Here is a 21,991-nt window from a genome sequence, read left to right on the forward strand (position 1 = left end):
ATTTAGAACCGAATGTTACACGAAGTTTTCCATCAGTTTTTAGAAGAACAAAAATTATATAAAATCCTCTCTCGTATTGCGAAATATGTTTCGATTGGTTTTCTCATCATTTATTTGTATTTGTTATTTAGTTCCAGTTATACGGCAAGTCCACTGATTGTGGTGATCAATTATTTAGCCATCCTTACCAGTTTTTCTGGAATCATCACCTTTAAATACTTCGAAATCCCAACCTTACTTTTGGATGTGTTTCCTTTGGGAATGGCTGCGCCTTTTTACCAATTGGGCGTCGCCGAGCGACAAATGGTTTGGAGAAAGGCCGGGCGCGAGGATGTTTTGCCTTCTGATCCAACACCGGAACTCATTGTGAATGCTCTTTATTTACATGATCGTTATCCTTGGAAACGAATTGGGAAAATTTACTCTGTTGGTTATCTAACCCTGATTCTCAGTTCTATTTTTTATCTAACTTCGGTATATCTCGAGACAGGATTTCAAAACTAAGAAAGCAATTTTCCTTGTCTTACCATCTCTCGGTTAAAACCTATCCCTATGGCTTTGAATTGTGGTATTGTAGGTCTCCCGAACGTCGGTAAGTCGACTATTTTTAATGCACTCACTAAGGCAGGAGCGCAAGCTGCCAACTATCCGTTTTGTACAATAGAACCCAATACTGGTGTTGTCGAAGTACCCGATAAAAGACTGAACCGATTGGCCGAAGTTTACAAACCAAAACGTACGGTTCCTACTATGATTGAGTTTGTGGATATTGCGGGCCTTGTGAAAGGGGCAAGCCAAGGGGAAGGTCTTGGAAATCAGTTTTTATCTCATATTCGCGAAGTAGATGCAATTTGTCATGTTGTACGTGCTTTTCAAGATGAAAATATAACACATGTTCATGGGAAAGTAGATCCCATCGAAGACATCACGGTGATCAATTATGAACTGATCCTTGCTGATTTGGATAGTTTAGAAAAACAACAACAACGTGTGGCCAAAACTGCTAAAACAGGAAACAAAGAAGCAGGAGAAATTTTGTCTGTGATGGATAAAATTCTTGATGCCTTAAAAAAAGGAAATCGTGCATCTACAGTGGAACTTGGTGAAGAAGAAGCAAAAATTGCCAAAAAATTCAACCTAATCACCATAAAACCAGTATTATACGTTGCTAATATTTTAGATTCTGATGTCAAAACCAGTGAAAATCCCCTTGTGAAAACCATCATCGACTTTGCTTCAAAAGAAGGAGCACCTGTTGTTGTGTTATGTGGTCGTTTCGAAGAAGAAATCTCCGGTTTGGATAAAGAAGACCAACTGGCCTTTTTAGAAGAGATTGGAGAAAAAGAATCAGGCCTTTCTCGAATGATTCGCGCTTCTTACAAACTTCTTGGCCTTCTTACTTTTTTCACTGCTGGAGTGGAAGAGGTTCGGGCTTGGACAACACACCAAGGGAGCACAGGCCCTGTGGCAGCCAGTGTCATCCATTCCGATTTTGAAAAGGGATACATTCGCGCCGAGGTGATGCGATACGAAGATATCGACAGAACTGGGGACGGAGCCAAAGTCAAAGACGAAGGGAAACTCCGAGTGGAAGGGAAAGAATACATTGTCCAAGATGGGGATGTGATATATTTCCGAGTGAACGCATAAAAAAAATCCCGACTTTCGCCGGGACTTGCAAGTGTGAACTAGTTTGGAAAAGAAAGTATGTTCCTAAAAGTAGGAACGTTTCTTATTCAATGAATGCCTTCTAAACCTTAGTTTATTGCATCCTTTCACAAAAAATTACGATTGTAACATAAAATGATACCGGCCGATTTCTTTGCCGGATTCAAAAATAGCCAACTCTGGACTGGAATCCAGAGTGATGGGGGAATCAAACATAGACTGAGCGCCCAGTTTTTGGAGGGTTTCTACAGGAGTTCCATCCAGAAAGAGTTTTGCCGAGAGACGTTCTGAGTTGGAAGCCTCAACCGAAAGGAAAACTTGGTTTTTTTCGGAATTGGGTTGGAAAACAAAGTCCAAATCCCTCCCACCAACCTGCCTATGCACGCGAAATGCCCCTCCCGAACTTCCATCTCCACGGAATGCCAATTCTGGCGAAACTAGATTTGATTCGGAGATGTCTGTTGTGACGAGTTTTAGGGTATCTTTGATGAATTGTAAGTAGAACTGGATCGTGTTAGTGTTTGAGGGGAGAACGGTTTTTAAGATCCGATCCACCGTAGGTGAGTCCGCATCTTCCCCTTGGGACATGAGATATAGGGCTTCTTGTAGTTTGAGTCGGTTCATAAATTCATTCGGATCTTTTGGTTCCATAGTATTTATTTCCCCCCGCTAAGGCTTTATTTCCTTTGTAAGGATTTTTTTTATTTTTTCTTTCGCCCGATTGGCTCGAGCAAGGACTGTTCCTAGGGGAACATCGAGAATTTCGGCGATCTCCTTGAATTTGTATCCTTTGAGGCGTAGGATGAGGATTTCTTTATGTGTATCATCCAAACTTTCAATGAGATCGTAGAATTCCCTTTTTTCTTCCCAAGCGAAGTAAACATCTTCTTGGGTCTGTCTATCATCTAAAATGTCGATACTCAAATCCAAAGAAATTCCCTCTCGATATTCATACCGACGAATAGATCTTGTCTGAGACATGCTGATATTTTTAGAAATTTCACTTAAATAGACAATAAATGCAGGTAAACTATCCCCTTTGAACTTTCGGAGCAGATGGTAGTCATTTTCCGTGAGTTTTAGATACACTTGTTGGGAGGTGTCTGTCACTTCTTCGCGGGGGACGTAGTGGGCACAGGTTCCCATGATCAGCCTATGAAACTTTTTGATGAGTTCTTGCCAGGCATCTCCTTTGCCAAGAAGACAGTTGTCGATTAACTTTCGAATGTCGTCACTCATAGTTCTTTTATCGATAACACGGAATTTTTACAAGATGTCAGTACATTTTCTAGTCTTTTGTGAAAATGGTGGGAACGGAATAAGGTTTGTTTGATGAACCTTACCCGTGTTTGGTTGGGTTTAGAAAATGTAGTTTGGTCTTTGGATGTAAATCTACCATAATCACTAAAAAATCCAAAAAAACCCAAAATTCGAACTTTCTGATTTGAATTTGGTATTTCTTCTAAACAAGATTGGAATTCTTTTAATGAGCTAAGTTTGTCAGGATCAAAATCTGGATCTATTTTCCACTCCTCAATTAAGTTTAAAAAAAACTTTTTTGATTCTAAGTTTTCATCGTTTATGTTTGCTGAGGACCAAGGATTTTGTTTTGAATAATAAAACATTTGAAAGGAGCCTTTGTTATGTTGTTTCATATCTTGAAGGAGTCTTAAAATTAAAGTTTTCCTTCTAGTTTCAGGCATTTCTGAATATAAAACTCTATTGATTGCCAGTGTATATTCTCTTTCTTTTCCTAAAAATAAAACTTCATTGGATTTATACAAATTAGAAAAAATGTATATGGTTTTTTCCCATTCCTTTTTTAAATCTGTTACCAAAGGAATCAGTTCTTCATTTGTAATTTCTGTTTCGAGGATTTCAAGTTTTGGTAATACGGTAAGATCAAAGATTTTTTTCTTTGTTTGTTTTTCTATTTGAATGAGTTCCTCTTTGTTGGATTCGGAACATTGCCTTACGGTAAGAATGGCGTCATAAAAGGAAATGTATCTTAATATTTCTGTTAGGTCTTTTATTTCTGGATGGTTACAGTTTTTCCAAAAGTACAAAAAATCTTGTTCTTCTTCTGGGGTTTCGATTCGGATCATGTCCCGAGTTTGGATTCCGTAAGCCAAACTAAATAGATTTTGGTTGCTATCATAGGAATTCCAAACATCATCAAAAGACTTTGATTTAGGAAACCACTCAGCAAGTAGGGGAAAAGAAAGACAGAAAAGTAAAAGGGAAAACCTGGAAAGTGGTTTCAAAATCCACTCCTTGTTTTGAACTCATAATACATTTTTTCTTCGGAATTTTCTTTAGAAAGAATGGATTCTAATAATTCTCGTCTTTGAGAATCATCCAAAAATTCATGTTTGGTTCTAAGAAATTGCACTGCCATTTTGCGAAATTCTGAATTTTTTAAGCGAGAGATTTTGTCCACTAGAGGGTCTTTGGGAGAAACCACTTCCGTTTTGCGTTTTTTGGCCACAACGGATTTTGGTTCAGATTCCTCAAAATTCTCTACCTTGATAGGTTCTTTCTTTTCGCCTGAAAAAACAATACAAAAAAGTAAAACAAACAAAACAAAGGTTAAACCTAGAAGTTGTCTGAATTTGGATTTTGGCTCTTGGGTAGAAAAGTGAACTAAACTAATTGCTGTTATGATTTCTATTGAAGAACCATTGTATAAGTTTTTTCTAATTTTGGCTAAAGTCTTGTACGAGTTTTTTGAATTTAAATAGGAATCCCAAAATTGAATGCCAATGGTTTTTGCCATATTGGTTTCTACAGGAAATAAAAAACCAATAACTTCTTTGGCCCCTGCTTTTAAAAAACTTGTTGTGAGTCCAGATAGTTCGATTGAATCAAAGGAAGAATGGCAACTGTTCAGGAAAACAAGATGTAAATTTGAAAAAGAATGTTCTGAAATTTCTTTTGAATATAAAAAATCATTCGCTCCGAGTGGAATTCCTTTTTTTTCCGTGTGTCCCGCATAGTGTAAGTATCTTACTGAACTAATTTCTTCAATGAATCTGACTCTTGTTAGATGATTTTCTTTTAAGATTCTTAAGTTTAGTTTCTTTTCCAAGATGGGAAATAAAAGAGCACATTCTTCTTTTACGGTAGCAATTAGATTTGGTTTTACAGGATTACAAACGAGTAAAATGGAATCTAACTTTTGATGAGTTTCTTTTGGAATTGTATCAATACGGATTCCACGTCTGTATTCTCTGTCTTGGAATAAAAAACCTTTATGCGTACGTAAAATTTCCCAAGGTACAGGCGAAAATTCTGGATCGATCAAAAGTTGGATGGAACCTTGGAATCCTGGATTTCTCCAGATAGGAAGTGATTTCCCAAATATAATTTGTTCTAAGGTATCTGATTTTTTTCCTAGTTTTTCTAGGAATTCTTCTTTGCCGGGATTTTGTGCAAGGACTCGTTCTACAAAAAGAGCCCAATCCATTTGAAATTCACTCAGTAATCTTCCTGAGAACTTAATGGTACGTTCTACGGTTCCTAATTGGTCTTGTTTTTCTTCCCAAATACATTCGCCGTCCATAAATCCGTCTCTCGAGTATTTGGCGATAATTCTTAATTTCATACTTGAGGTTTATTTAAACTTGAGGATCAATTCTTCAGCACGAGATAATAACTGTTTCACATCATCTTCTGTTGTGAAGTAACCCGTTGAGATTCGGATACAACGCAAAGCTTCTTCTTCTGTGTAACCCATATAAAGTAGGGATTTGGATGCTTCTCTGGCTCTTGATTTACAAGAACTACCCGTTGAAACTAAAATTCCTTTTTCTTCCATTCCCAAAAGAAAAAAATCAACGGCCTGGATGGGTAAAATAAGAAAGGTTGTGTTCGGAAGTCTTTTTGAATTTTTTGCAATGATTGTACATCCCAATCCTTCTAATGTTTCTTCGATCGTGGATTGAAATTTAAGAAGTCGTTTGTTTTTTTCTTCTAAGTGTTGGAGTTGGATTTCTGAAACACGGTGGATGCTTTCGATTGCGAATGTATTTTCGGTTCCGGCTCTATGATCGTTCTCTTGGTTGCCTCCGCCAAAAACTCTGAAGTTTGTATGGGCTTTTGGTAGGTAAGTTACGGCCGCACCCATTCCCGCACCAATTTTATGGCCAGAAAAAGTATATCCATCAAACAAAGAAAATGGAACTTCCACTTTTCCAAAACCTTGCATTAGATCACTAAAAAATAATTGTCCAAATTCTTTTGTGAGTTTGTGGATTTCTTCCGCTGGTTGGATCACCCCGGTTTCATTTCCCGCATACAAACAAACAACTGGTCTTGGATTTGTTTTTAATTTTTCGTTTAAGTCTTGTAAGTTGATGGTTCCTGTTTTGTCTGTTTTGATAAGGTCTGGAGTAAAACCAAACGACTCTAAGGCTGCATACATACTTGAATGTTCCAAGGGAGAAACAATTACAGAATCTAAGTTGGGGTAAAGGACTCTTAAACTTTGGATGAGTAGGTAGTTTGCTTCTGTCCCTGTAGCGGAAAATACAAATTGTTTTTCCTGTCCCTTCGTGATGGATGCAAAATACTTTCTGGTTTGTTCTATTTTCCCTTGGTTTTTTAAGGAATAACGAGTGATTCCAGAAGGATTATAGAAGCCAGAAAGATACGTTGCCAAACAAGATTCCAGAATTTCTGCGAAAGGAGGGTGTGTGGCATTGTAATCAAAGTATTTTATTTCATTCGTTAACGGGGATTTCATCTGCTTCTTCGTAGCGACCCAGTTTGCGAAGAACGGATCTTGTTAATTTATGATACGATTTTAGAATCTCGTCTTTTTTACCACCAACACTTCGTTCGTCGATATTTCTAAGTTTTGGTTTGAGGGCATCCAGAATCGAAATGCTTTTTGAGTTTTCCTTTAGTTTATGATAAGATTCTGCTTCTTTCATTTTGGATTCGAATTCGTGAACAAGAAGTGCAGGAAGATTGATATCCTCAATTTCTGAAGCCAATTGTATATTCGATGCTTCTTTAAATTCTGTAGCTGCACGTTTGTAGAATATATCTTCTTCCAATCCTAGCTGGAAAAATAATTCAGCACGGCGGAATTTGAATTTTAAGTATTCTCTTTCATCCGCACCAACAAAGTAAAGGATCCTTTCGTAAATATCATCCATTTCTCTGGGAGAAAAATTTTTCATTCCAGTGAGTAGAATTTGTCTGAGTAAAGATTCTAAATAATCATTTGCTGATACTTCCGAAAAATCACTTCGTTTGATAGAGGAAAGAACAACGCTTCGTTTTTGAACAGCACTGAGGCCACTTGGTACCTTTTCTAGTTCTGTTAGTTTTTTAAGAACAAAGTTTTCCGTTTCCAACATATGGGTTTTGTAACCGAGTAGAATTTCGCTTGGTCGACAACTTGCCCAGGCTACGGATTCAATTTTTTTGGGAGCAATGAGTTCTGGTCCAGAGAAACGTAACGCGCGTTTGTAGTAGTCAAGTGCGGTGAGAACGGCATCAATATGGGAATTCCAATAGGCTTTGGGATTGGGACCAAGAGTGAGTTCCCCTTGGGGAGCCATTCTTTGGAAAAGGGGAGAACCCCAGTCTTTTGCTTTTTCCCGCCAAGTGAGTTCTAAAAAATGATCTTCCACATGTTCTTTGCTTCGAAAATACAAACATGCCTTTTCCATAAGAGCCAAGTCTAAGGGTAAGATACTACCTTTTGTATTTTCTTCCGAACTAAAGAATTGGCCTATGGTTTGCAGGACATCCGTACCACCTTCCTTTCTACCTTCGAGGACAGCGTCCCCCTTGGCTATGAGTTGGTGCGCGATTCGAGGATTGGGATAACCAAAAAACGAATTGTAGGCGAGGGTGAATTTGGCAAGGAGATTGTCCTTGTTTCTCAGAATCCATGGGAAAGTGATTGCCCACACGATGAGAACGGCCAGGATGTATTTTAAATTTTCTCGGAAGATTTGGTTCAAGGATTTTCCCTGTTCCCGATCTTTGCCGGAATCTACTGATGTTTCAAGCAATTAAAACTTTAAACCGCCCCTTCCTCTTTGTTTTCTTTTGTTTTCTTTCACTTTCTCTGTTCGCCACTGAGCCTGGGACAAGAACCAAAGAATGTTCCCGTTTAGAACCGGGTGTGCCGGCTGAGTTTTTACTTTCTCGGGGACTTCGGGAACAAGTGGATGGATTCCAAGCTTTACAGCGCAGAAAACCGGAAGACTCCAAACTTTCCTTTGAACGTTCCGTTTCTTTTTTAGATTCTTACCACTTATGTTTGTTAGAAGTGGGGAAAGAACCAAGTGCTCTCAGTGCGGAAACACTTGCTTTGGATTATTTGGAGCTTGGGAGTTTGGAGAAAGCTTGGGAATGGTCAGAAAAAGCCATAAACAAATCACCCGAAGTTACGAAAGACCTAATCCTTTTACAAACAAGAATTCGTATCCGCCAAGGAGAACTGGCAAAAGCTTCCGATGTATTAGAAACTTCTCTTCATAAGTTTCCGAATGATCCTGACTTTTTATATCTGCTTGGAAATTTGAATTTTGAAAGGAAACTTTGGAACCAGTCTATATTGTATTATACGGCTCTTTCTTTTGTGATCGAAAGAAGAGACACACATTCCAAATATAAATATCTTACCGCCAAAGCTCTTGGTGAACTCAATTATAAATTAGACCATCCAAAAATTGCCATCAAACGTTACCAGGAATACACAGCCGGTTACAAAAATGATATGGAAGTTTTGTTTCGATTGGCACAAATTTATTTTGTGTTAGGTGATTTTAAACAATGTCGGATGTATCTAGAACAAATTCGAGAAAAAAATCCAAGAGATACTGATGCTTCTCATATGCTTGCAGAAATTTATTTTATGGATTCTCGTGATGCAGCTCCCATTTACTTTGCTACACTTAAAAAAGAAAAAAAAATACCGAAAGAGGGAATTGTTTTTTTATTAGATAAACTCATTGCCGGATCCAAAACTGGACTCGAAACAAAACTAAAATCATATATCCAAGAAAATCCAGGAAGACTCTCTCCTCGGATTGCCCTTTTGGAACTTGCTGAAAAAGAAAACCTATCTGATTACGAAGTTCTAAATGCAGACACGGCTCAATATGCCTATGAATATAGACAATATCTCACGGCAGAAAAGATCTTACGTAGAGGACTCTCGCGGATTAGTTCTAAAGAAAATGCCGATGAGGAAAAATCGTTATTTTTTGAAAAGATATCTTCCTGCCAAGAGATGTTAGGCCTTTGGAATCACGCGATTCTATCCACAAAAGAGTCCTTACGGCTTACGAATGAAACGGATAAAAAATTTCGATTACGATTCCGTTTGGCGTATTTGTATCTACAAGGAAACTTAAAAAAAGAATCATTATCAGTTTCTGTTTTGTCTGAAACCATAAAAGAAAATCCAAATCCGACTCATTATTATTTGAGAGGCCTTGCTTACTTTCAACTTTCCAAATATAAAGAAAGTGTGAATGATTTTACAGAAGCCATCAAAATTGACCCTAAAAATTTTAATTATTACTTTTACCGAGCCACCGCATTTGATAAATTAAAAAAGTTTAGCGAAACCGAATCAGATTTAAAAACTACCATCTCATTAAATCCAAATGCATCCAATGCAATGAATTATTTGGGTTATTTATACGCCGAAAGGGATATCAACCCAGATGAAGCAAATAAACTTTTAAACCAGGCCATTTCTATCGAACCAGACAATCCCGCCTTCCAAGATAGTTTGGGTTGGGTATTGTATAGAAAAAAAGATTTTAATCGTGCTCTTCTCCATTTGAACTTTGCAGCTTCTTTAGCGTTAGAAAGAGGGTTTGAAGATCCAGTGATCTACGAACATTTAGGTGATGTTTATATGGCTAAAAAAGATCCAGTGAATGCACTCCAGTTCTTTAAACTTTCTGAGTCTAAATTAAAAACTGAGACAAACAAAGATCTACTCGCAAAAATCAAAAAATTACAAAAGGAAATTTCTGAATGAAAGAAAACCTAATCCTCATTATCGCTTTATTTCTTTTCGTTTCTTGCAGTTCGGCAGAGGTAGAAGATCCTAATTTTATTGGTCGTGATAAAGGAAAATATTTATCTGCAAAAGAAGTGGAGTCCAAATCGGTTCTCAAAGAAATTTTAGACAAACAAACTGAATACTCTAGTTTTAAGTCAGAGTTTTCGATGCAGATCCAAACCTTTGTTCCTAAAAAAGATAATGTTTCTTTGGATGGAAAGTTGTATTTTTCCAAAGAATCCAAACAAATCAAAATCCAATTGATGGATACTTTTTTTGGAATGGTGTTTACAGAACTCATCGCAGATCCAAAACAAATCCAAATCAAACCCACTAGCACAAAAGAAATTCAAACCTTACCGATGGGAGACATTCTCATCCAAGATCCAAATACAAAGAAAAAATTTGCGATTCCTTTTCCTGTGATTTACGAATACCTTACGGGAACCTATTTGAATGAAATCCAAAATCCAAAGGCAAAGTTTAATACGGCAGATTCTAGAATTGCCCTGACAAAACCAGATGGGGAATATGAGTATTTTTTTAAAGAGGGAAATTTGGACAGGCTTGAACTTTCTAGCGCCAAACGTGGATTAAAGGCCATTGCGATTGTTAAAACCAAACCAGAACAAATCCATCCTCCAAAAGAAATTTTAACCAAAGTGATTAGTTTGGATACAGAAAAGGAAAACGTTCTGATCCAAATTAAATTGAAAAAATCGCAAATTACGGAACCACCAGCAAATACATTTCGTTTTTAAATGTCTAAGTTTCGTTCCTTTTTATTCCTGATTTTTTTATTGCCGCTGTTTTTATTTTCTGCGGACATTCCTGAGTCGGAAGAACCAAAAATAGATCTACCCATAAAGGATCTTTACCATTTCCGGACGGAAACTGGAGAAACCATCCAATATCCTAAATCCACTAAACTTTGGTTTGGTGGGGATGTGATGTTCAATTGGGGAGTTCGGGATTCAATGAAAACGGAGGATCCGTATTTTCCTTTTCGTAGTTTTTTTAGTTATCTAAAGAATTTTGATTTTCGATTTCTCAATTTAGAAACGCCCATCCTTCATAAAACACCAGCTGCCGACCAGAGGAAGTCCTATGTTTTCTTTGGTGAAAGAAGAGACCTTTTGGTGCTTCGTATGTTTGGGATCGATGGGGTTTTTCTTGGGAATAACCATACCATGGATTTTGGGGAAAGTGGGTTATTCGAAACTTTAGAACTTCTAGATGAGTTTGGAATTCCTCATGCGGGGGCTGGTAAAAATACCGATGAGGCTCTAGTTCCCATCACTGTTTCGAAACAAAATACAGAATACAGAATTTTTTCTTTTTCGGATACGGGAGAAACGAGGTTATTTTCTGGAATCAAATCTCCTGGTGCTGCATACTTCCGAGTGGGAACAGCAGAGAGATTAATCAAAAAAACCAAACCAAACCAAGTCAATCTTCTGTCGGTGCATTGGGGAGTGGAATATAGTCCCTTACCGATGGAAACAGAAAGAAATGCGGCCAAATATCTGGTGAATGCGGGTTATCAAGTCATCATCGGACACCATCCCCATGTCCCGCAAGGGATCGAAGTATTTCCCAAAGGAGTTGTGATTTATTCTCTTGGAAATTTTCTATTTGGTTCTAAAAACCAATATTTGAAACACAATATCTCTGTGGTTTTGCATTTTGATGCCGATAAACTTTTGTTTGTTGAAGTGGTTCCAGTTTTTGGAAAACACCAAACGCTCATTGGTGATCATTATTTTTTTCCTTTGGGTCCAAAAGAGGCTGAGATTTTTTTAAAAGAATATGCGATCCTTTGCAAACAACTCGGAACCGATTTAGTGATTTCTGGGGGTAGGGGTTATGTTTTTTTTGATAAGGAACTAAAAGCCAAACTAAAACCGTAATGGAACCAACTGCAGGTAAGTCCCACTGCAAAAAACGGAAAACTGAGTTCTAATAGATTGGTTTTATAAATCGAAAACAACTGTAGAAAAAATCCTGTAAAAAACAAAATCGAAGCCGTTCTTAAAATCCAACCTTTTTCATATAACCAAAAGTAGACGGAAACTATGGCAACATAACCAAACAAACAAAACCATTTGAGTTGGGATGTGGGTTTTAAGTATTCTAGAGAAGGGGTCATTTCTTCTGCCGTTTTTGCATCCAAAACATTTAAGATTAAAATGTTTTCGATTAAATCGGCAAAACCAGCGATCACTAGAAGTAAAACCATTCCCATAAAAATTTTTAGAAATATGGGCCTTACTTTTCTTCCCGCATAATGGCCGGTATACGTAAGAAATGCCAGATAACAAAAGATAAATCCAAAGTCAAAATAATGAACCCTTCTGTATTCAGCAGATAAATTGAAAAAATCGATGGTGTCGGGAATTCCAATTAGGTCTTGGACTTGTTTAGGGGTTTCTGCCATCTCAAGACCGAGGAGGGTGGATTCAAATCCGGAGTGGTTGTCGAGAGCCGGTTCTTTCGGGGTGATGTGGTTTAGAAAACCAGCATAAAGTGCTAAAAATAGGCCAAGGCCAAGGCCCCAAACTTCTGGAAAATTTGATTTTTCACCCATAAAAATGTTAGAAATTACATGGAATTGGAAAGGTTTGGGAACTCCAAGAAGAAATTCCATTGACCCAAGGCCCCATTGGCAAAACCCTAGTGGAAACTAACAAATTCTTCTACCTACAAGTGTTTCTATGTAGGTATACCCATAGGAGAAATATGAGAAACTACGAAATCACGAATATTCTTCGTGAAGGTAATGTAGAAGAGACGAAGTCTGCAGTAAAAGACTTACTCTCCAAATACAACTTCACGATCCAAGGCGAAGAGGATTGGGGTTCTAAAAGACTCTGGCATCCCGTTGGACAAGACGAACAAGGTCACTTCATACTTATCAAGTGTTCCGGATCCCCTACAGAAGTTTCAAAGATCGAACATGAGTTTAAACTCAATGTAAATATCTTAAAAACCCTCGTAATCAGGGCAAATGGCTAACGATCTAAACAAAGTACTTATAATCGGTCGAATGACCCGTGATCCGGAATTTAAATCGGTGAACGGAAGTTCTGTTGTCAATTTCTCAATTGCGAATAACAGAGTTTATGTGACTAACGGTGAAAAGAAAGAGGAAACTCATTATTTTGACTGCGTTGCATGGGGCCGACTTGCTGATATATTAAAACAATATGCTGGCAAAGGGAAACAAGTAGCGATTGAAGGTCGACTTCAACAACAGTCCTGGGAAACTCCTGAAGGCAAAAAAGCCTCCAAAATCCGTGTCTATGTCGAATCCGCGCAGTTACTTGGCGGCCAAGGACAAGGTGGTGGATCGGGAGGAGACCGTTCTGACAGTTCCAATTCTTATGATTCCGGCGTAAGTAGTGGTTATGATGATTATCCAGCCGGTGATGACGACATTCCTTTTTGATAGGTTATGACAATGAGCGAAACAGCAAATATTGATGAAACAAGAACAGATTCCCGCGAGAGTATGGACGGGATGGAAGACGACGAAAAAGGCGGTTTCCGTGGTAAAGACGGAGAAGGCAAATTCGGTCGTAAAAACGCAAAATATAAAAAGAAAGTATGTAAGTTCTGCGCTGACAAAGCCTTACTTGCAGGTCTTGATTACAAACGAGTAGACATCTTAGAAAGATTTGTTACCAACCGTGGTAAAATCATTCCAAGAAGAATCACTGGAACTTGTGGCAAACACCAAAGAGCCCTTGCTCGTGAAATCAGAAAATCCAGATCTATCGGCTTATTGCCGTTTAAAGTTCTGTAGGAGTAACGGATGAAAGTTGTATTACAAAAAGACGTATTGAATCTTGGTGATGCCGGTGATGTGAAAGAAGTTGCAGATGGTTATGCACGTAACTTCCTCATTCCTAGAAGATTTGCTGTCCGTGCGAATGATGGAAACACTAAAGCCGCTCTCCACCAAAAAAGACTTGCTGAACTAAAACGCGACAAACGCGTAAAAGTGATGAAAGAACTTTCTTCTTCGATTGATGGTAAAACATACGAAGTAAAAGTAAAAGTGGGCGAAAACGAGAAACTTTTTGGTTCTGTGACAGCGAATGACATTGCAATTGCAATCAAAAACACTGGGGTAGAACTCGACAAACGTAAGTTAGATTTAGGTGAGCCAATCAAGTCAGTTGGTGAGTTTAAAATTAAAGTTCGTTTGGCTGAAGGTGTTGTACCTCAAATCGTAGTTAAAGTCGTCGGCCAAGCATAGTCTTACACTAAAGCTTTTTCGATGAATTCTAACCCCCTTCAGGAGATAGAGTCTGAGAAGAACTTAATCGGTTACCTACTCATGAGAGGGGTAGCCGGGCAGGAAGACTTAGGTCTAAGCCCGGACGACTTCTATATGGACACACACAGGCGTGTCTTTGAAGCCGTCACCGAACTCATCAATGAAGGAATCAACATTGATTTAGTTACGGTCACAAACCAAATGCGAGAAAAACATCTTTTCAAAGATGAATCTCGCGACTTGGAATACATCACTTCCCTTTACAAAGATACAGTTCCTTTTCAACCGTTGGATTATTATGTTCGGCGGGTGAAACGTGTTTCGGACAGACGTAAGTATGTTGAAGCATTAAACCAGGCCATTGACAAAGTAAAAGTAGAACCTGGGGAAAATGATTCTATTTTCAGTCTCGTAGAACAGTCGCTAATGGATATCTCTCGCCAAGAGAGATCCAAAGGTTTACGAAAAGTAAAAGACGACGCCAATGCACTCATTGATTACATTAAAAATGTAGTGGCGGCCAGCCAAAATGGAACCGGTGGTATTAATGGATTAAAAACCCATTTTACGGGCCTTGATATGGCAACCACGGGATTAAAATCTCACGAATTAATGATTCTTGCTGCTCGTCCTGGAAATGGAAAAACAACTTTTGCTTTGAACATTGCGGCCAACGCTGCTTTGAAAGAGCGCAAAACGGTTGTTATTTTTTCGTTAGAGATGAGTCGGATTGAATTACTTCTCAAACTCATTAGTGCGGATGCAAGGATTGATTCTTATGCCTTAAAAGCGGGAACTCTTACTTCGGCACAGATGACCCAACTCAAAGACAGTATTGGAAATATCACTTCTGCAAGTTTGTACATTGATGATTCAGGATATTTAACCATCCAAGAATTTTCAGCGAGACTTCGCCAACTTCGTACCACAGAAGAAGTGGGACTTGTGATTGTGGATTATTTACAGCTAATGAGTGATCCCAAAGCAGCCATGGGAGGAAGGCAACAAGAGGTTGCCAATATTTCCAGGGGACTGAAACAAATGGCACGGGAAGTGGGTTGTCCTATCATCGCATTGTCGCAGATGAATCGTTCCATTGAAAATCGCTCCAAAGACCAAAGGCCACAACTTTCCGACTTACGGGAGTCAGGTGCCATTGAGCAGGATGCGGACATTGTTTGTTTTATTTATCGGGAAGAAATGGTGAAACCTCCCGAGGAGCTTGACCCTAACAAAAGGGGAATGGCAGAGATCATTATCGCCAAAAACAGAGCGGGTGCTACGGCCGATTTTCCATTGATGTTCAATCCGAAGATCAGCCGTTTCGACAACGTTCCATTATAAAGAGGTTTTCAATTGAATCACTGGGTTACGTCAGAATATAAAAATAGAATTAGCGCAACGAGTGTCTCTGATACATCGGTTGGTAAAACTTTATTCCTTTCCGGTTGGGCTTTCCGTTACCGTGACCAAGGGGGAGTGATCTTTATCGATCTTCGTGATCGATCTGGTATTTTGCAAATTGTTGCTCGTAAAGAAATTTTGGGAGATGACTTCTCCAAAGTAGAAAAAATTCGTTCTGAGTTTGTGATTGCTGTGAAGGGAAAACTATCTCTTCGTGATGCAGAATCGGTAAATCCAAAAATGGAAACCGGCAAATACGAGTTAATTGCTGAATCAGTAGAAATTTTAAATACATCCAAAACTCCTCCATTTACCTTAGATGAATTTGATCCATCAGGTGAAGAAATTCGTTTGAAGTATCGTTATTTGGATATGCGCCGCGAAGAACTGCGGGATCGTTTGATTCTTCGCCACAAACTAACATTTGCTCTTCGAGAGTATTTGGATAGTAAATCCTTTTTGGAAATCGAAACTCCTATTCTAAATAAATCCACTCCAGAAGGGGCTCGTGATTTCCTTGTTCCTTCGCGTTTGAATGCCGGTGAGTTTTATGCTCTCCCGCAGTCCCCACAACTTTTCAAACAAATCTTAATGATTGGGGGAATGGAACGATATTTCCAAATCGTAAAATGTTTTCGAGATGAAGACTTACGTGCAGACCGCCAACCGGAATTCACGCAACTTGATATGGAGTTTTCTTTTGTGACGGAAGACGACATTCGTTCTGAGATCGAAACCATGTGGGCTTTTGCCTTAAAAAAAGTTTTTAATTTAGAAGTGAATGCACCGTTTATGACCATGCCATATCACGTGGCGATGGAAGAATACGGTTCTGACAAACCAGACATTCGTTTTGGAATGAAACTTGTGAATGTATCAGAAATTGTAAAAGATGCGGACTTCCAAGTTTTTAGTGCAGCAGTTTCCGGTGGTGGAGTGGTAAAGGCGATTTGTGTTCCTGGTGGTTCTGTGATTTCCCGTAAGGAAATCGAAGACCTAACTTCTTGGCTGTCAAGAGACTTCCGAGCGAAAGGTCTTGCTTACATGAAACATGGGGCAAATGGACTGGAATCTACAATCACCAAACGATTCACTCCAGAAGCACTTGCCGCCATTGCGAAAGCAGTTGGATCCAAAGAAGGGGATATGGTATTTTTCGGAGCAGACACATCTAAGATTGTGAATGCTTCCCTTGGTGCCTTACGATTGAAATTATCGGAAAAATATGATCCACCAAAAGTTCCTTATAGTTTCCATTGGGTCGTGGACTTCCCTATGTTTGAGTTAGATGAAACCACAAAAACTTGGACCTTCCTCCACCATCCTTTCACTTCTCCCAAAGAAGAAGACTTTGACAAACTAAGAGATTGGAAAGCTGGGAAATCGGTTGACCTTTCTTCGATAGGTGCTAAAGCTTATGATCTAGTTCTCAATGGCACAGAAATTGGCGGTGGTTCCATCCGGATTCACAACCCAGAAATCCAAAGTCTAGTTTTGGAAGCCATTGGAATTGGAGAAGAAGATGCTAAATCCAAATTCGGATTTTTACTCGATGCTCTTTCCTTCGGCGCACCACCACACGGTGGGATTGCCTTCGGAGTGGATCGTATCATGATGTTACTCACTGGAGGAACTTCCATTCGTGATGTCATTGCTTTCCCAAAAACACAAAAAGGGACATGTATGATGAGTGAAGCACCAGGACCTGTCGAAGGAAAACAACTAGAAGAATTAAAACTCAGGGTAGTCACTATCTAATATGGATGAAAGTTTTACATTTCAGGAAGAATCCCTCTACCAAACGGTATGTGGGATTGGAGACAGCAAACTCCCGTTATGGGAAAGTCGCCTCAATGTAAAACTCATCCCCAGAGGAAAATCTCTTATCATCCAAGGGAGCGAGGATCAGATCCAAGTGGCCTTGGATACCTTCCATAAGGTGGAAGAAAATTTCAAACGTAGACCGGACAAGGCCGATTACTCTTTTTTTGATATTGATTACTTAGTAGGTAAGGTAAAGGATTCTAGCGGTGGTTGGCCAACCCCTGGTTCTTCTGACTTCCAAAAGGAAGGAGAAACTTGGACTCCAAGAGATAAAATCTTTGTTACCTTCAAAGGAAAACCCATCTTTCCTCGTACAAAAAACCAGGAAAGTTTTGTAGATAGCCTTCATAAAAACTACATCACCATTGCCATGGGCCCTGCCGGAACCGGTAAAACTTTTTTATCCATAGCCACTGCTTGTCGTATGATGCAAACAGGAGAAGTGGATAGGCTTATCCTCACAAGGCCTGCAGTCGAAGCAGGTGAGAACTTAGGTTTTCTTCCAGGCGACTTAACACAAAAAGTGAATCCCTATCTTCGTCCCATCTATGATGCGTTACACGAATGTATTGGTTTTGAAAAAACCAGCGAATACTTACAAGTGGGTAAAATTGAAATTGCTCCCATTGCTTTTATGAGAGGAAGGACTCTCTCTCATTCCTTTATTATTTTAGATGAAGCGCAGAACTGTACTTTGCCTCAATTAAAAATGTTTCTCACAAGGTTTGGTAAAAATTCTAAAATGGCAATCTCTGGGGATGCCACACAAATTGATTTAGCTCACGGACGTTCTGGCCTTGAAAAAACGGTGTATACCTTAAGAAATCTAAATGGAATTGAGACGATTTTCTTTGGTAGAGAAGATATTACACGCCACCCGATCGTCGAATCTATTGTAAGACGATTCGAAGAGAACGAAAGTCTATTTACTAAAAAACCATGAAAGCAATATTAGATTCCTCCATGACGCAACTAACTGACTTTCTAACGAGAGTGAGGCCGGTTTCTGTTGTCAGAAACATCCAAATTATTCTGGTTTTTCTAACTTTATTGTTTGTCACCTATGTACTTTCCATCCCATTTTTTGGACAAACAAAAGTAGATACAGATCCGGATGGATTGTTTTCAGAAGGAAAAATTGCCCCTGAAACGATCCAATCGGTAAAAGAATTTTCCTATGAAGATTCTGAAAAAACAAATGGGGAAAAACTAAAAGCAGTTTCGAATGTTCCTTTTGCTTTCGATAAAGACTTTGGAATTTTAGTCGCAGGCATTGATACCAACCTTTCTGAGGATGTAGAACTCTTACGTTCGATTTTAGCAGAAGGGAAGGGAACACCCGCCATTGTAAAAGATAGAATCCCAAGATGGCGCAATCGAACCAATGAAGAAATCCAAGCCATTCTGGATTACCCACGGAAAGATAAACTCAAGAATTTTATCGAACAATATACCAATTTGATTTTTTCTAAGTATTGTATCGTCAAAGAAGATTTACCTTTTATCAAAGATTTGGATCGGGCAGGGGCAAAAATTCGAAACATCGGAACCCAAGACCAAACATCCATTATCGATGGAAACTTAGTCATTCCTAGGTCTCAGATTTATAAAGAAGGACCTGTTGCATCCGTATTATCAAAGTTAGCCTCTGAGAAATTGCCGAATGTTTCTGAATCTTTATTAAAAGCAGTCTCTCGTATTGGACTTTATTATGTGTATTCTTATCCTGCTTGTAATTACAATGCAGAAGAAACAGAAAATGCTCGAATGCGAGCCGCAAATTCGATTCCCATCCAAAAGAGTCGTATCCAGGCAAATGAAGTAATCGTTCGTTCTGGAGATGTGATCACTCCAGAAGTAAAACTAAAATTAGATATGATGAACCGGTATGCAACTCGTGCAAACTTGGCATCAATTGTTTCAATTTTTTTGACTCAATGTGTATTGATTGTGATTGTTGGGTTTTACCTGATCCGTTACCGACCAAACAGGTTGAATGACCTTTCGAGTAATCTCATCATCTTTTTTACGCTTTGGATAGTCATTGCGTCTATTTATTTACTTTCAAAGGTTTTTTATGCAACTGACAGTGATTTGTCGGGTGTATATTATTTTGGAATGTTTGTTCCTGTGGGAATGTTGTGTTTGCTACTTGGTTTTGTTTACGATGAACAACTCTCCATTGCCATTGGATTTTTCTTAGCATTTGCTGTGTTTTTTGCATCTCGATACAATCCAACTTCCTTTATGTTGGCCTTTACAGTAGCCGTCATGAGTTCTATTTATGGAAGGCGGCTACTCAAACGAATCGATTTTTTAAAAGCTGGGTTCCTTCTTACCTTTGTTCAAATTCTAATCACAACTGCTGGTTATTTGTTTGATGGGAGGGAGTTTTATGTTTCAACTGGTTCTGGTTTTTTTCGCGATCTAACCAATTCCAATTTGTTCCGAATCACAGTAATGTGCTTTGTGAATGGTTTTGCCAGTGCCACTGCGGTTCAGTTTTTGTTACCAATGTATGAATATATATTTAATATTCCTACACGTTTCAAACTGATTGAACTTGCGGACACGGGTCATCCACTCCTGCAACAATTGTTAACCAAAGCTCCTTCTACCTACACACATACATTTATGGTAGCAGCTTTATCAGAACGAGCGGCGCAGAATTTAAACTTAGATCGGCTTCTTGTAAGGGTAGGTGTATATTTCCATGATATTGGAAAAATACCGAATGCAGGGTTTTTTGTCGAAAACCAACATTTAATTCCGAAACCAGAACATATCGATAAAAACAATCCGGCTCTTGCTGCGAAAACAGTCATTGATCACGTGTTAGATGGGATTGAAATGGCAAAAAAGGCAAGGTTACCTCGGGAAATTATTAGTTTTATTCCTGAACACCACGGCACCTCAACTATGGCATTTTTTTATCATAAAGCTCTGCAGGAAATTTCTCCTTCGGCTAGAAAAAATATAAACAAAAAAGATTTTCAATACCCAGGACCAAAACCTCAAAGTAAAGAAACGGGAATTGTTATGATTGCCGATTCACTTGAAGCTGCCTCTCGTTCGTTAGATGAGGTATCGCAAGAAAGTTTGGATGAACTCATTCGTAAAATTGTAAATTCAAAACTTGCTGAGAATCAATTGGACGAAAGTGGACTTACCATTGGAGATTTAGAAATTATCAAATCTAGTTTTAAAGAAGTATTACTCTCTAGTTTACATCAAAGACCTAAATACCCAAAACCAGAAGATACTAAAGCTTTGGAAGTTGCTGGTTCCAAAAAAATTAAAAAATGAATTCCTCTCTTAGTGTGCTGACCCACTTGAATGGCCAGTGGGGTGGTGACACCGAAATCCGTCCTGAGTTGGTTTTAGAAAATTCTGAACTCATTCTTAAATTTTTAAGCCCCAATTTTCTGCAAGCCTTAGAACTTTCGATTCTCCTTGTTGATGATGATTTGATGCGAGAAATCAATTTGGAAAGAAGAGGTTTTGATAAAACTACAGATGTTTTATCCTTTCCATTGTATTCGGAATCACCTCCTATCCCATTTCAAATTTTGGGTGAAGTTGTTATTTCAATGGATACTTGTCGTGATCAGGCAAAGGAAATCGGACATTCCCTTGTTGATGAGTTCTATCGTCTTCTTGTTCACGGTATATTACATCTGTTTGGTTATGATCATGAAACTAATGAAGAAGATGCTATTCAAATGCGTAGAAAAGAAGACGAGTGTTTGGAACTGGTGTTTGAACGTTAGATGGCAATTCGAAAGGAAAAGGGGATTGTCATTCAGAGTCGTGATATTGGTGACAGTGATAGACTGATTAGTTTGGCTGGTGAGTCGCAAGTGAGGATGAATTTTCTAAGCAAAGGAATTCGTAAGTCTAAAAGACGAGCCATAATTACCACAGAAATTGGTTCTCTTGTGGAAGTTGATTATTATGATCAGGCGGAAAAAGATTGGAAGTCGATTAAGGAAGTTCATTTAGTCAATCGATATGATGAATTAAAATCAGATTATTTAGGAACTTTGTTTGTTTTGTATGTAACGGAACTAACATCCTTTCTTTATCCAGAAGGAGAGAGTCATCCGTTTCTTTTTCAACTTTTATCTGGTAGTTTGGATACATCCAATGAAAAGGGATTTCAAAAACAAATCCTTCCTTTTTTTAAATTGCGAGCTCTGTCTCATATGGGCCATTTCCCGACAGAATTTTATTGTCATACTTGCGGCGAAGAGGTTCTTTCCAAACAAGCAGCTTACTTTTCGGTGGCTGATCGTGAATTTTTATGTTCCGATTGCCATCCTATTCCTAAAGATCATTTGCCTGTTTTGAAACTATTTCATACTATGTTATCAAAGAAATTTTCGAATGTTTTGGGAATCTTTCCTCGAGAATCTGATTATAGGGATGGGGATTTAATTTTGAATCAGTTCCTCCGTTCTCTATTTGGGAAAGAGTTAAAATCATATTTTGAGTTTTATAAAACAATAGGGTACTTATGAATTCAATTACAAAGACCATTTTACTTTGTATGACTTTTTCCGTATTTTTTGCATTGTTTCAACTCCTTCTGAAGGGTGAGAACTTTCGAAAGACAGAAAAATCTAGTTTGGAAAAGGGTAAGTCTGAATCCTTCCAAATTACCCTCCGGGAAGAAAAAGAAAGTATTCCCCATTTTGTATCCAGGTTCAAAGCCAGAAGTTTTGAACTTTGGCAAAATTCAGACAAATTAAAGATGGAAATCAAATACTAGA

Annotated in this window: 23 protein-coding genes; 16 read left to right on the forward strand and 7 right to left on the reverse strand. The window is 38.5% G+C overall.

The window, feature by feature from the left end; genetic code table 11:
- Positions 1 to 12: 12 nt before the first annotated feature.
- Both EHQ70_RS01170 and ychF read left to right on the forward strand, forming a co-directional pair.
- Complete coding sequence (locus tag EHQ70_RS01170; RefSeq protein WP_135583154.1) at positions 13 to 504, forward strand: hypothetical protein; 492 nt, start codon at positions 13 to 15, stop codon at positions 502 to 504.
- Positions 505 to 552: 48 nt separating this feature from the next.
- Entirely contained in the window at positions 553 to 1,650 is a 1,098-nt protein-coding gene (gene ychF, locus EHQ70_RS01175; RefSeq protein ID WP_135583155.1) for a redox-regulated ATPase YchF, read from the forward strand.
- Between the two features lie 135 nt (positions 1,651 to 1,785).
- Here ychF and EHQ70_RS01180 read toward each other — a convergent pair whose 3' ends face one another.
- From EHQ70_RS01180 to EHQ70_RS01205, 6 genes are all read right to left on the reverse strand, one after another.
- Complete coding sequence (locus EHQ70_RS01180; protein ID WP_135583156.1) at positions 1,786 to 2,319, reverse strand: hypothetical protein; 534 nt, start codon at positions 2,317 to 2,319, stop codon at positions 1,786 to 1,788.
- Between the two features lie 18 nt (positions 2,320 to 2,337).
- A complete protein-coding gene (locus EHQ70_RS01185; RefSeq protein ID WP_135583157.1) occupies positions 2,338 to 2,907 on the reverse strand; it encodes an RNA polymerase sigma factor in 570 nt (189 codons plus the stop codon).
- A complete protein-coding gene (locus EHQ70_RS01190) occupies positions 2,904 to 3,773 on the reverse strand; it encodes a hypothetical protein (RefSeq protein WP_135584289.1) in 870 nt (289 codons plus the stop codon). Before EHQ70_RS01190 ends, EHQ70_RS01185 begins: the two co-directional genes overlap by 4 nt.
- 155 nt (positions 3,774 to 3,928) lie before the next feature.
- A complete protein-coding gene (locus EHQ70_RS01195) occupies positions 3,929 to 5,272 on the reverse strand; it encodes a CHAT domain-containing protein (RefSeq protein ID WP_135583158.1) in 1,344 nt (447 codons plus the stop codon).
- 9 nt (positions 5,273 to 5,281) lie between these two features.
- Positions 5,282 to 6,412, reverse strand: coding sequence for a cysteine desulfurase family protein (locus EHQ70_RS01200; RefSeq protein ID WP_135583159.1), 1,131 nt, complete (start codon positions 6,410 to 6,412; stop codon positions 5,282 to 5,284).
- On the reverse strand, positions 6,390 to 7,646 hold the full coding sequence (locus EHQ70_RS01205) for a hypothetical protein (protein WP_135583160.1): 1,257 nt from the start codon (positions 7,644 to 7,646) through the stop codon (positions 6,390 to 6,392). Before EHQ70_RS01205 ends, EHQ70_RS01200 begins: the two co-directional genes overlap by 23 nt.
- Positions 7,647 to 7,684: 38 nt before the next feature.
- Here EHQ70_RS01205 and EHQ70_RS01210 point away from each other — a divergent pair, with 38 nt between their 5' ends.
- From EHQ70_RS01210 to EHQ70_RS01220, 3 genes are read left to right on the forward strand one after another with little or no spacing between them, the layout of a single operon-like run.
- Positions 7,685 to 9,685 (forward strand): tetratricopeptide repeat protein, encoded by a 2,001-nt coding sequence (locus tag EHQ70_RS01210; protein ID WP_135583161.1) that lies wholly within the window; start codon positions 7,685 to 7,687, stop codon positions 9,683 to 9,685.
- Positions 9,682 to 10,470 (forward strand): hypothetical protein, encoded by a 789-nt coding sequence (locus EHQ70_RS01215; RefSeq protein ID WP_135583162.1) that lies wholly within the window; start codon positions 9,682 to 9,684, stop codon positions 10,468 to 10,470. Before EHQ70_RS01210 ends, EHQ70_RS01215 begins: the two co-directional genes overlap by 4 nt.
- Entirely contained in the window at positions 10,471 to 11,619 is a 1,149-nt protein-coding gene (locus EHQ70_RS01220) for a CapA family protein (protein ID WP_135583163.1), read from the forward strand.
- Here the strand turns inward: EHQ70_RS01220 and EHQ70_RS01225 are convergent.
- Positions 11,574 to 12,356, reverse strand: a complete 783-nt coding sequence (locus EHQ70_RS01225; protein ID WP_135583164.1) for a hypothetical protein — start codon at positions 12,354 to 12,356, stop codon at positions 11,574 to 11,576. The two genes, EHQ70_RS01220 and EHQ70_RS01225, sit on opposite strands and share 46 nt — an antisense overlap.
- A 92-nt stretch (positions 12,357 to 12,448) precedes the next feature.
- On the opposite strand from EHQ70_RS01225, the gene rpsF reads away from it, so the two are divergent.
- From rpsF to EHQ70_RS01280, 11 genes are all read left to right on the forward strand, one after another.
- Entirely contained in the window at positions 12,449 to 12,724 is a 276-nt protein-coding gene (gene rpsF / locus EHQ70_RS01230) for a 30S ribosomal protein S6 (RefSeq protein ID WP_135583165.1), read from the forward strand.
- Positions 12,717 to 13,157 carry a single-stranded DNA-binding protein gene (locus EHQ70_RS01235; RefSeq protein ID WP_135583166.1) on the forward strand — a complete coding sequence of 147 codons (441 nt, stop codon included), beginning with the start codon at positions 12,717 to 12,719 and terminating at the stop codon, positions 13,155 to 13,157. Before rpsF ends, EHQ70_RS01235 begins: the two co-directional genes overlap by 8 nt.
- A gap of 72 nt (positions 13,158 to 13,229) precedes the next feature.
- Positions 13,230 to 13,514: a 30S ribosomal protein S18 gene (rpsR, locus tag EHQ70_RS01240; RefSeq protein ID WP_012389070.1), complete on the forward strand. Its 285-nt coding sequence runs from the start codon at positions 13,230 to 13,232 to the stop codon at positions 13,512 to 13,514.
- A gap of 9 nt (positions 13,515 to 13,523) precedes the next feature.
- On the forward strand, positions 13,524 to 13,970 hold the full coding sequence (gene rplI / locus EHQ70_RS01245; protein WP_135583168.1) for a 50S ribosomal protein L9: 447 nt from the start codon (positions 13,524 to 13,526) through the stop codon (positions 13,968 to 13,970).
- Between the two features lie 21 nt (positions 13,971 to 13,991).
- On the forward strand, positions 13,992 to 15,335 hold the full coding sequence (gene dnaB, locus EHQ70_RS01250; RefSeq protein WP_135583169.1) for a replicative DNA helicase: 1,344 nt from the start codon (positions 13,992 to 13,994) through the stop codon (positions 15,333 to 15,335).
- A gap of 12 nt (positions 15,336 to 15,347) precedes the next feature.
- Positions 15,348 to 17,153: an aspartate--tRNA ligase gene (gene aspS, locus EHQ70_RS01255; RefSeq protein ID WP_135583170.1), complete on the forward strand. Its 1,806-nt coding sequence runs from the start codon at positions 15,348 to 15,350 to the stop codon at positions 17,151 to 17,153.
- A gap of 1 nt (position 17,154) precedes the next feature.
- Positions 17,155 to 18,162: a PhoH family protein gene (locus tag EHQ70_RS01260; RefSeq protein ID WP_135583171.1), complete on the forward strand. Its 1,008-nt coding sequence runs from the start codon at positions 17,155 to 17,157 to the stop codon at positions 18,160 to 18,162.
- A complete protein-coding gene (locus EHQ70_RS01265) occupies positions 18,159 to 20,525 on the forward strand; it encodes an HD family phosphohydrolase (protein WP_135583172.1) in 2,367 nt (788 codons plus the stop codon). Before EHQ70_RS01260 ends, EHQ70_RS01265 begins: the two co-directional genes overlap by 4 nt.
- The gene (ybeY, locus tag EHQ70_RS01270) at positions 20,522 to 20,989 is read left to right on the forward strand and encodes an rRNA maturation RNase YbeY (protein ID WP_135583173.1); all 468 of its coding nucleotides are present in this window, start codon (positions 20,522 to 20,524) and stop codon (positions 20,987 to 20,989) included. Before EHQ70_RS01265 ends, ybeY begins: the two co-directional genes overlap by 4 nt.
- Positions 20,990 to 21,739, forward strand: a complete 750-nt coding sequence (gene recO / locus EHQ70_RS01275) for a DNA repair protein RecO (protein WP_135583174.1) — start codon at positions 20,990 to 20,992, stop codon at positions 21,737 to 21,739. It abuts the gene before it with no gap.
- Positions 21,736 to 21,990 (forward strand): hypothetical protein, encoded by a 255-nt coding sequence (locus EHQ70_RS01280; RefSeq protein WP_167481682.1) that lies wholly within the window; start codon positions 21,736 to 21,738, stop codon positions 21,988 to 21,990. Before recO ends, EHQ70_RS01280 begins: the two co-directional genes overlap by 4 nt.
- The last annotated feature ends 1 nt before the right edge of the window (position 21,991 follow it).

Origin of the sequence: Leptospira congkakensis (assembly GCF_004770265.1) — a bacterium.
Classification (GTDB): Bacteria; Spirochaetota; Leptospiria; order Leptospirales; family Leptospiraceae; genus Leptospira_A; species Leptospira_A congkakensis.

Bases quoted from the DNA above. Each gene is read 5' to 3' on its own strand.
- ychF (WP_135583155.1), top strand. From the start codon at position 553: ATGGCTTTGAATTGTGGTATTGTAGGTCTCCCGAACGTCGGTAAGTCG.
- EHQ70_RS01260 (WP_135583171.1), top strand. From the start codon at position 17,155: ATGGATGAAAGTTTTACATTTCAGGAAGAATCCCTCTACCAAACGGTA.
- EHQ70_RS01280 (WP_167481682.1), top strand. From the start codon at position 21,736: ATGAATTCAATTACAAAGACCATTTTACTTTGTATGACTTTTTCCGTA.
- EHQ70_RS01235 (WP_135583166.1), top strand. From the start codon at position 12,717: ATGGCTAACGATCTAAACAAAGTACTTATAATCGGTCGAATGACCCGT.
- EHQ70_RS01200 (WP_135583159.1), bottom strand. From the start codon at position 6,412: ATGAAATCCCCGTTAACGAATGAAATAAAATACTTTGATTACAATGCC.
- EHQ70_RS01195 (WP_135583158.1), bottom strand. From the start codon at position 5,272: ATGAAATTAAGAATTATCGCCAAATACTCGAGAGACGGATTTATGGAC.
- EHQ70_RS01265 (WP_135583172.1), top strand. From the start codon at position 18,159: ATGAAAGCAATATTAGATTCCTCCATGACGCAACTAACTGACTTTCTA.
- dnaB (WP_135583169.1), top strand. From the start codon at position 13,992: ATGAATTCTAACCCCCTTCAGGAGATAGAGTCTGAGAAGAACTTAATC.
- EHQ70_RS01215 (WP_135583162.1), top strand. From the start codon at position 9,682: ATGAAAGAAAACCTAATCCTCATTATCGCTTTATTTCTTTTCGTTTCT.
- ybeY (WP_135583173.1), top strand. From the start codon at position 20,522: ATGAATTCCTCTCTTAGTGTGCTGACCCACTTGAATGGCCAGTGGGGT.
- EHQ70_RS01185 (WP_135583157.1), bottom strand. From the start codon at position 2,907: ATGAGTGACGACATTCGAAAGTTAATCGACAACTGTCTTCTTGGCAAA.
- rpsR (WP_012389070.1), top strand. From the start codon at position 13,230: ATGGAAGACGACGAAAAAGGCGGTTTCCGTGGTAAAGACGGAGAAGGC.
- rpsF (WP_135583165.1), top strand. From the start codon at position 12,449: ATGAGAAACTACGAAATCACGAATATTCTTCGTGAAGGTAATGTAGAA.
- EHQ70_RS01180 (WP_135583156.1), bottom strand. From the start codon at position 2,319: ATGGAACCAAAAGATCCGAATGAATTTATGAACCGACTCAAACTACAA.
- EHQ70_RS01225 (WP_135583164.1), bottom strand. From the start codon at position 12,356: ATGGAATTTCTTCTTGGAGTTCCCAAACCTTTCCAATTCCATGTAATT.
- recO (WP_135583174.1), top strand. From the start codon at position 20,990: ATGGCAATTCGAAAGGAAAAGGGGATTGTCATTCAGAGTCGTGATATT.
- EHQ70_RS01210 (WP_135583161.1), top strand. From the start codon at position 7,685: ATGTTTCAAGCAATTAAAACTTTAAACCGCCCCTTCCTCTTTGTTTTC.
- EHQ70_RS01190 (WP_135584289.1), bottom strand. From the start codon at position 3,773: ATGATCCGAATCGAAACCCCAGAAGAAGAACAAGATTTTTTGTACTTT.
- EHQ70_RS01220 (WP_135583163.1), top strand. From the start codon at position 10,471: ATGTCTAAGTTTCGTTCCTTTTTATTCCTGATTTTTTTATTGCCGCTG.
- rplI (WP_135583168.1), top strand. From the start codon at position 13,524: ATGAAAGTTGTATTACAAAAAGACGTATTGAATCTTGGTGATGCCGGT.
- EHQ70_RS01170 (WP_135583154.1), top strand. From the start codon at position 13: ATGTTACACGAAGTTTTCCATCAGTTTTTAGAAGAACAAAAATTATAT.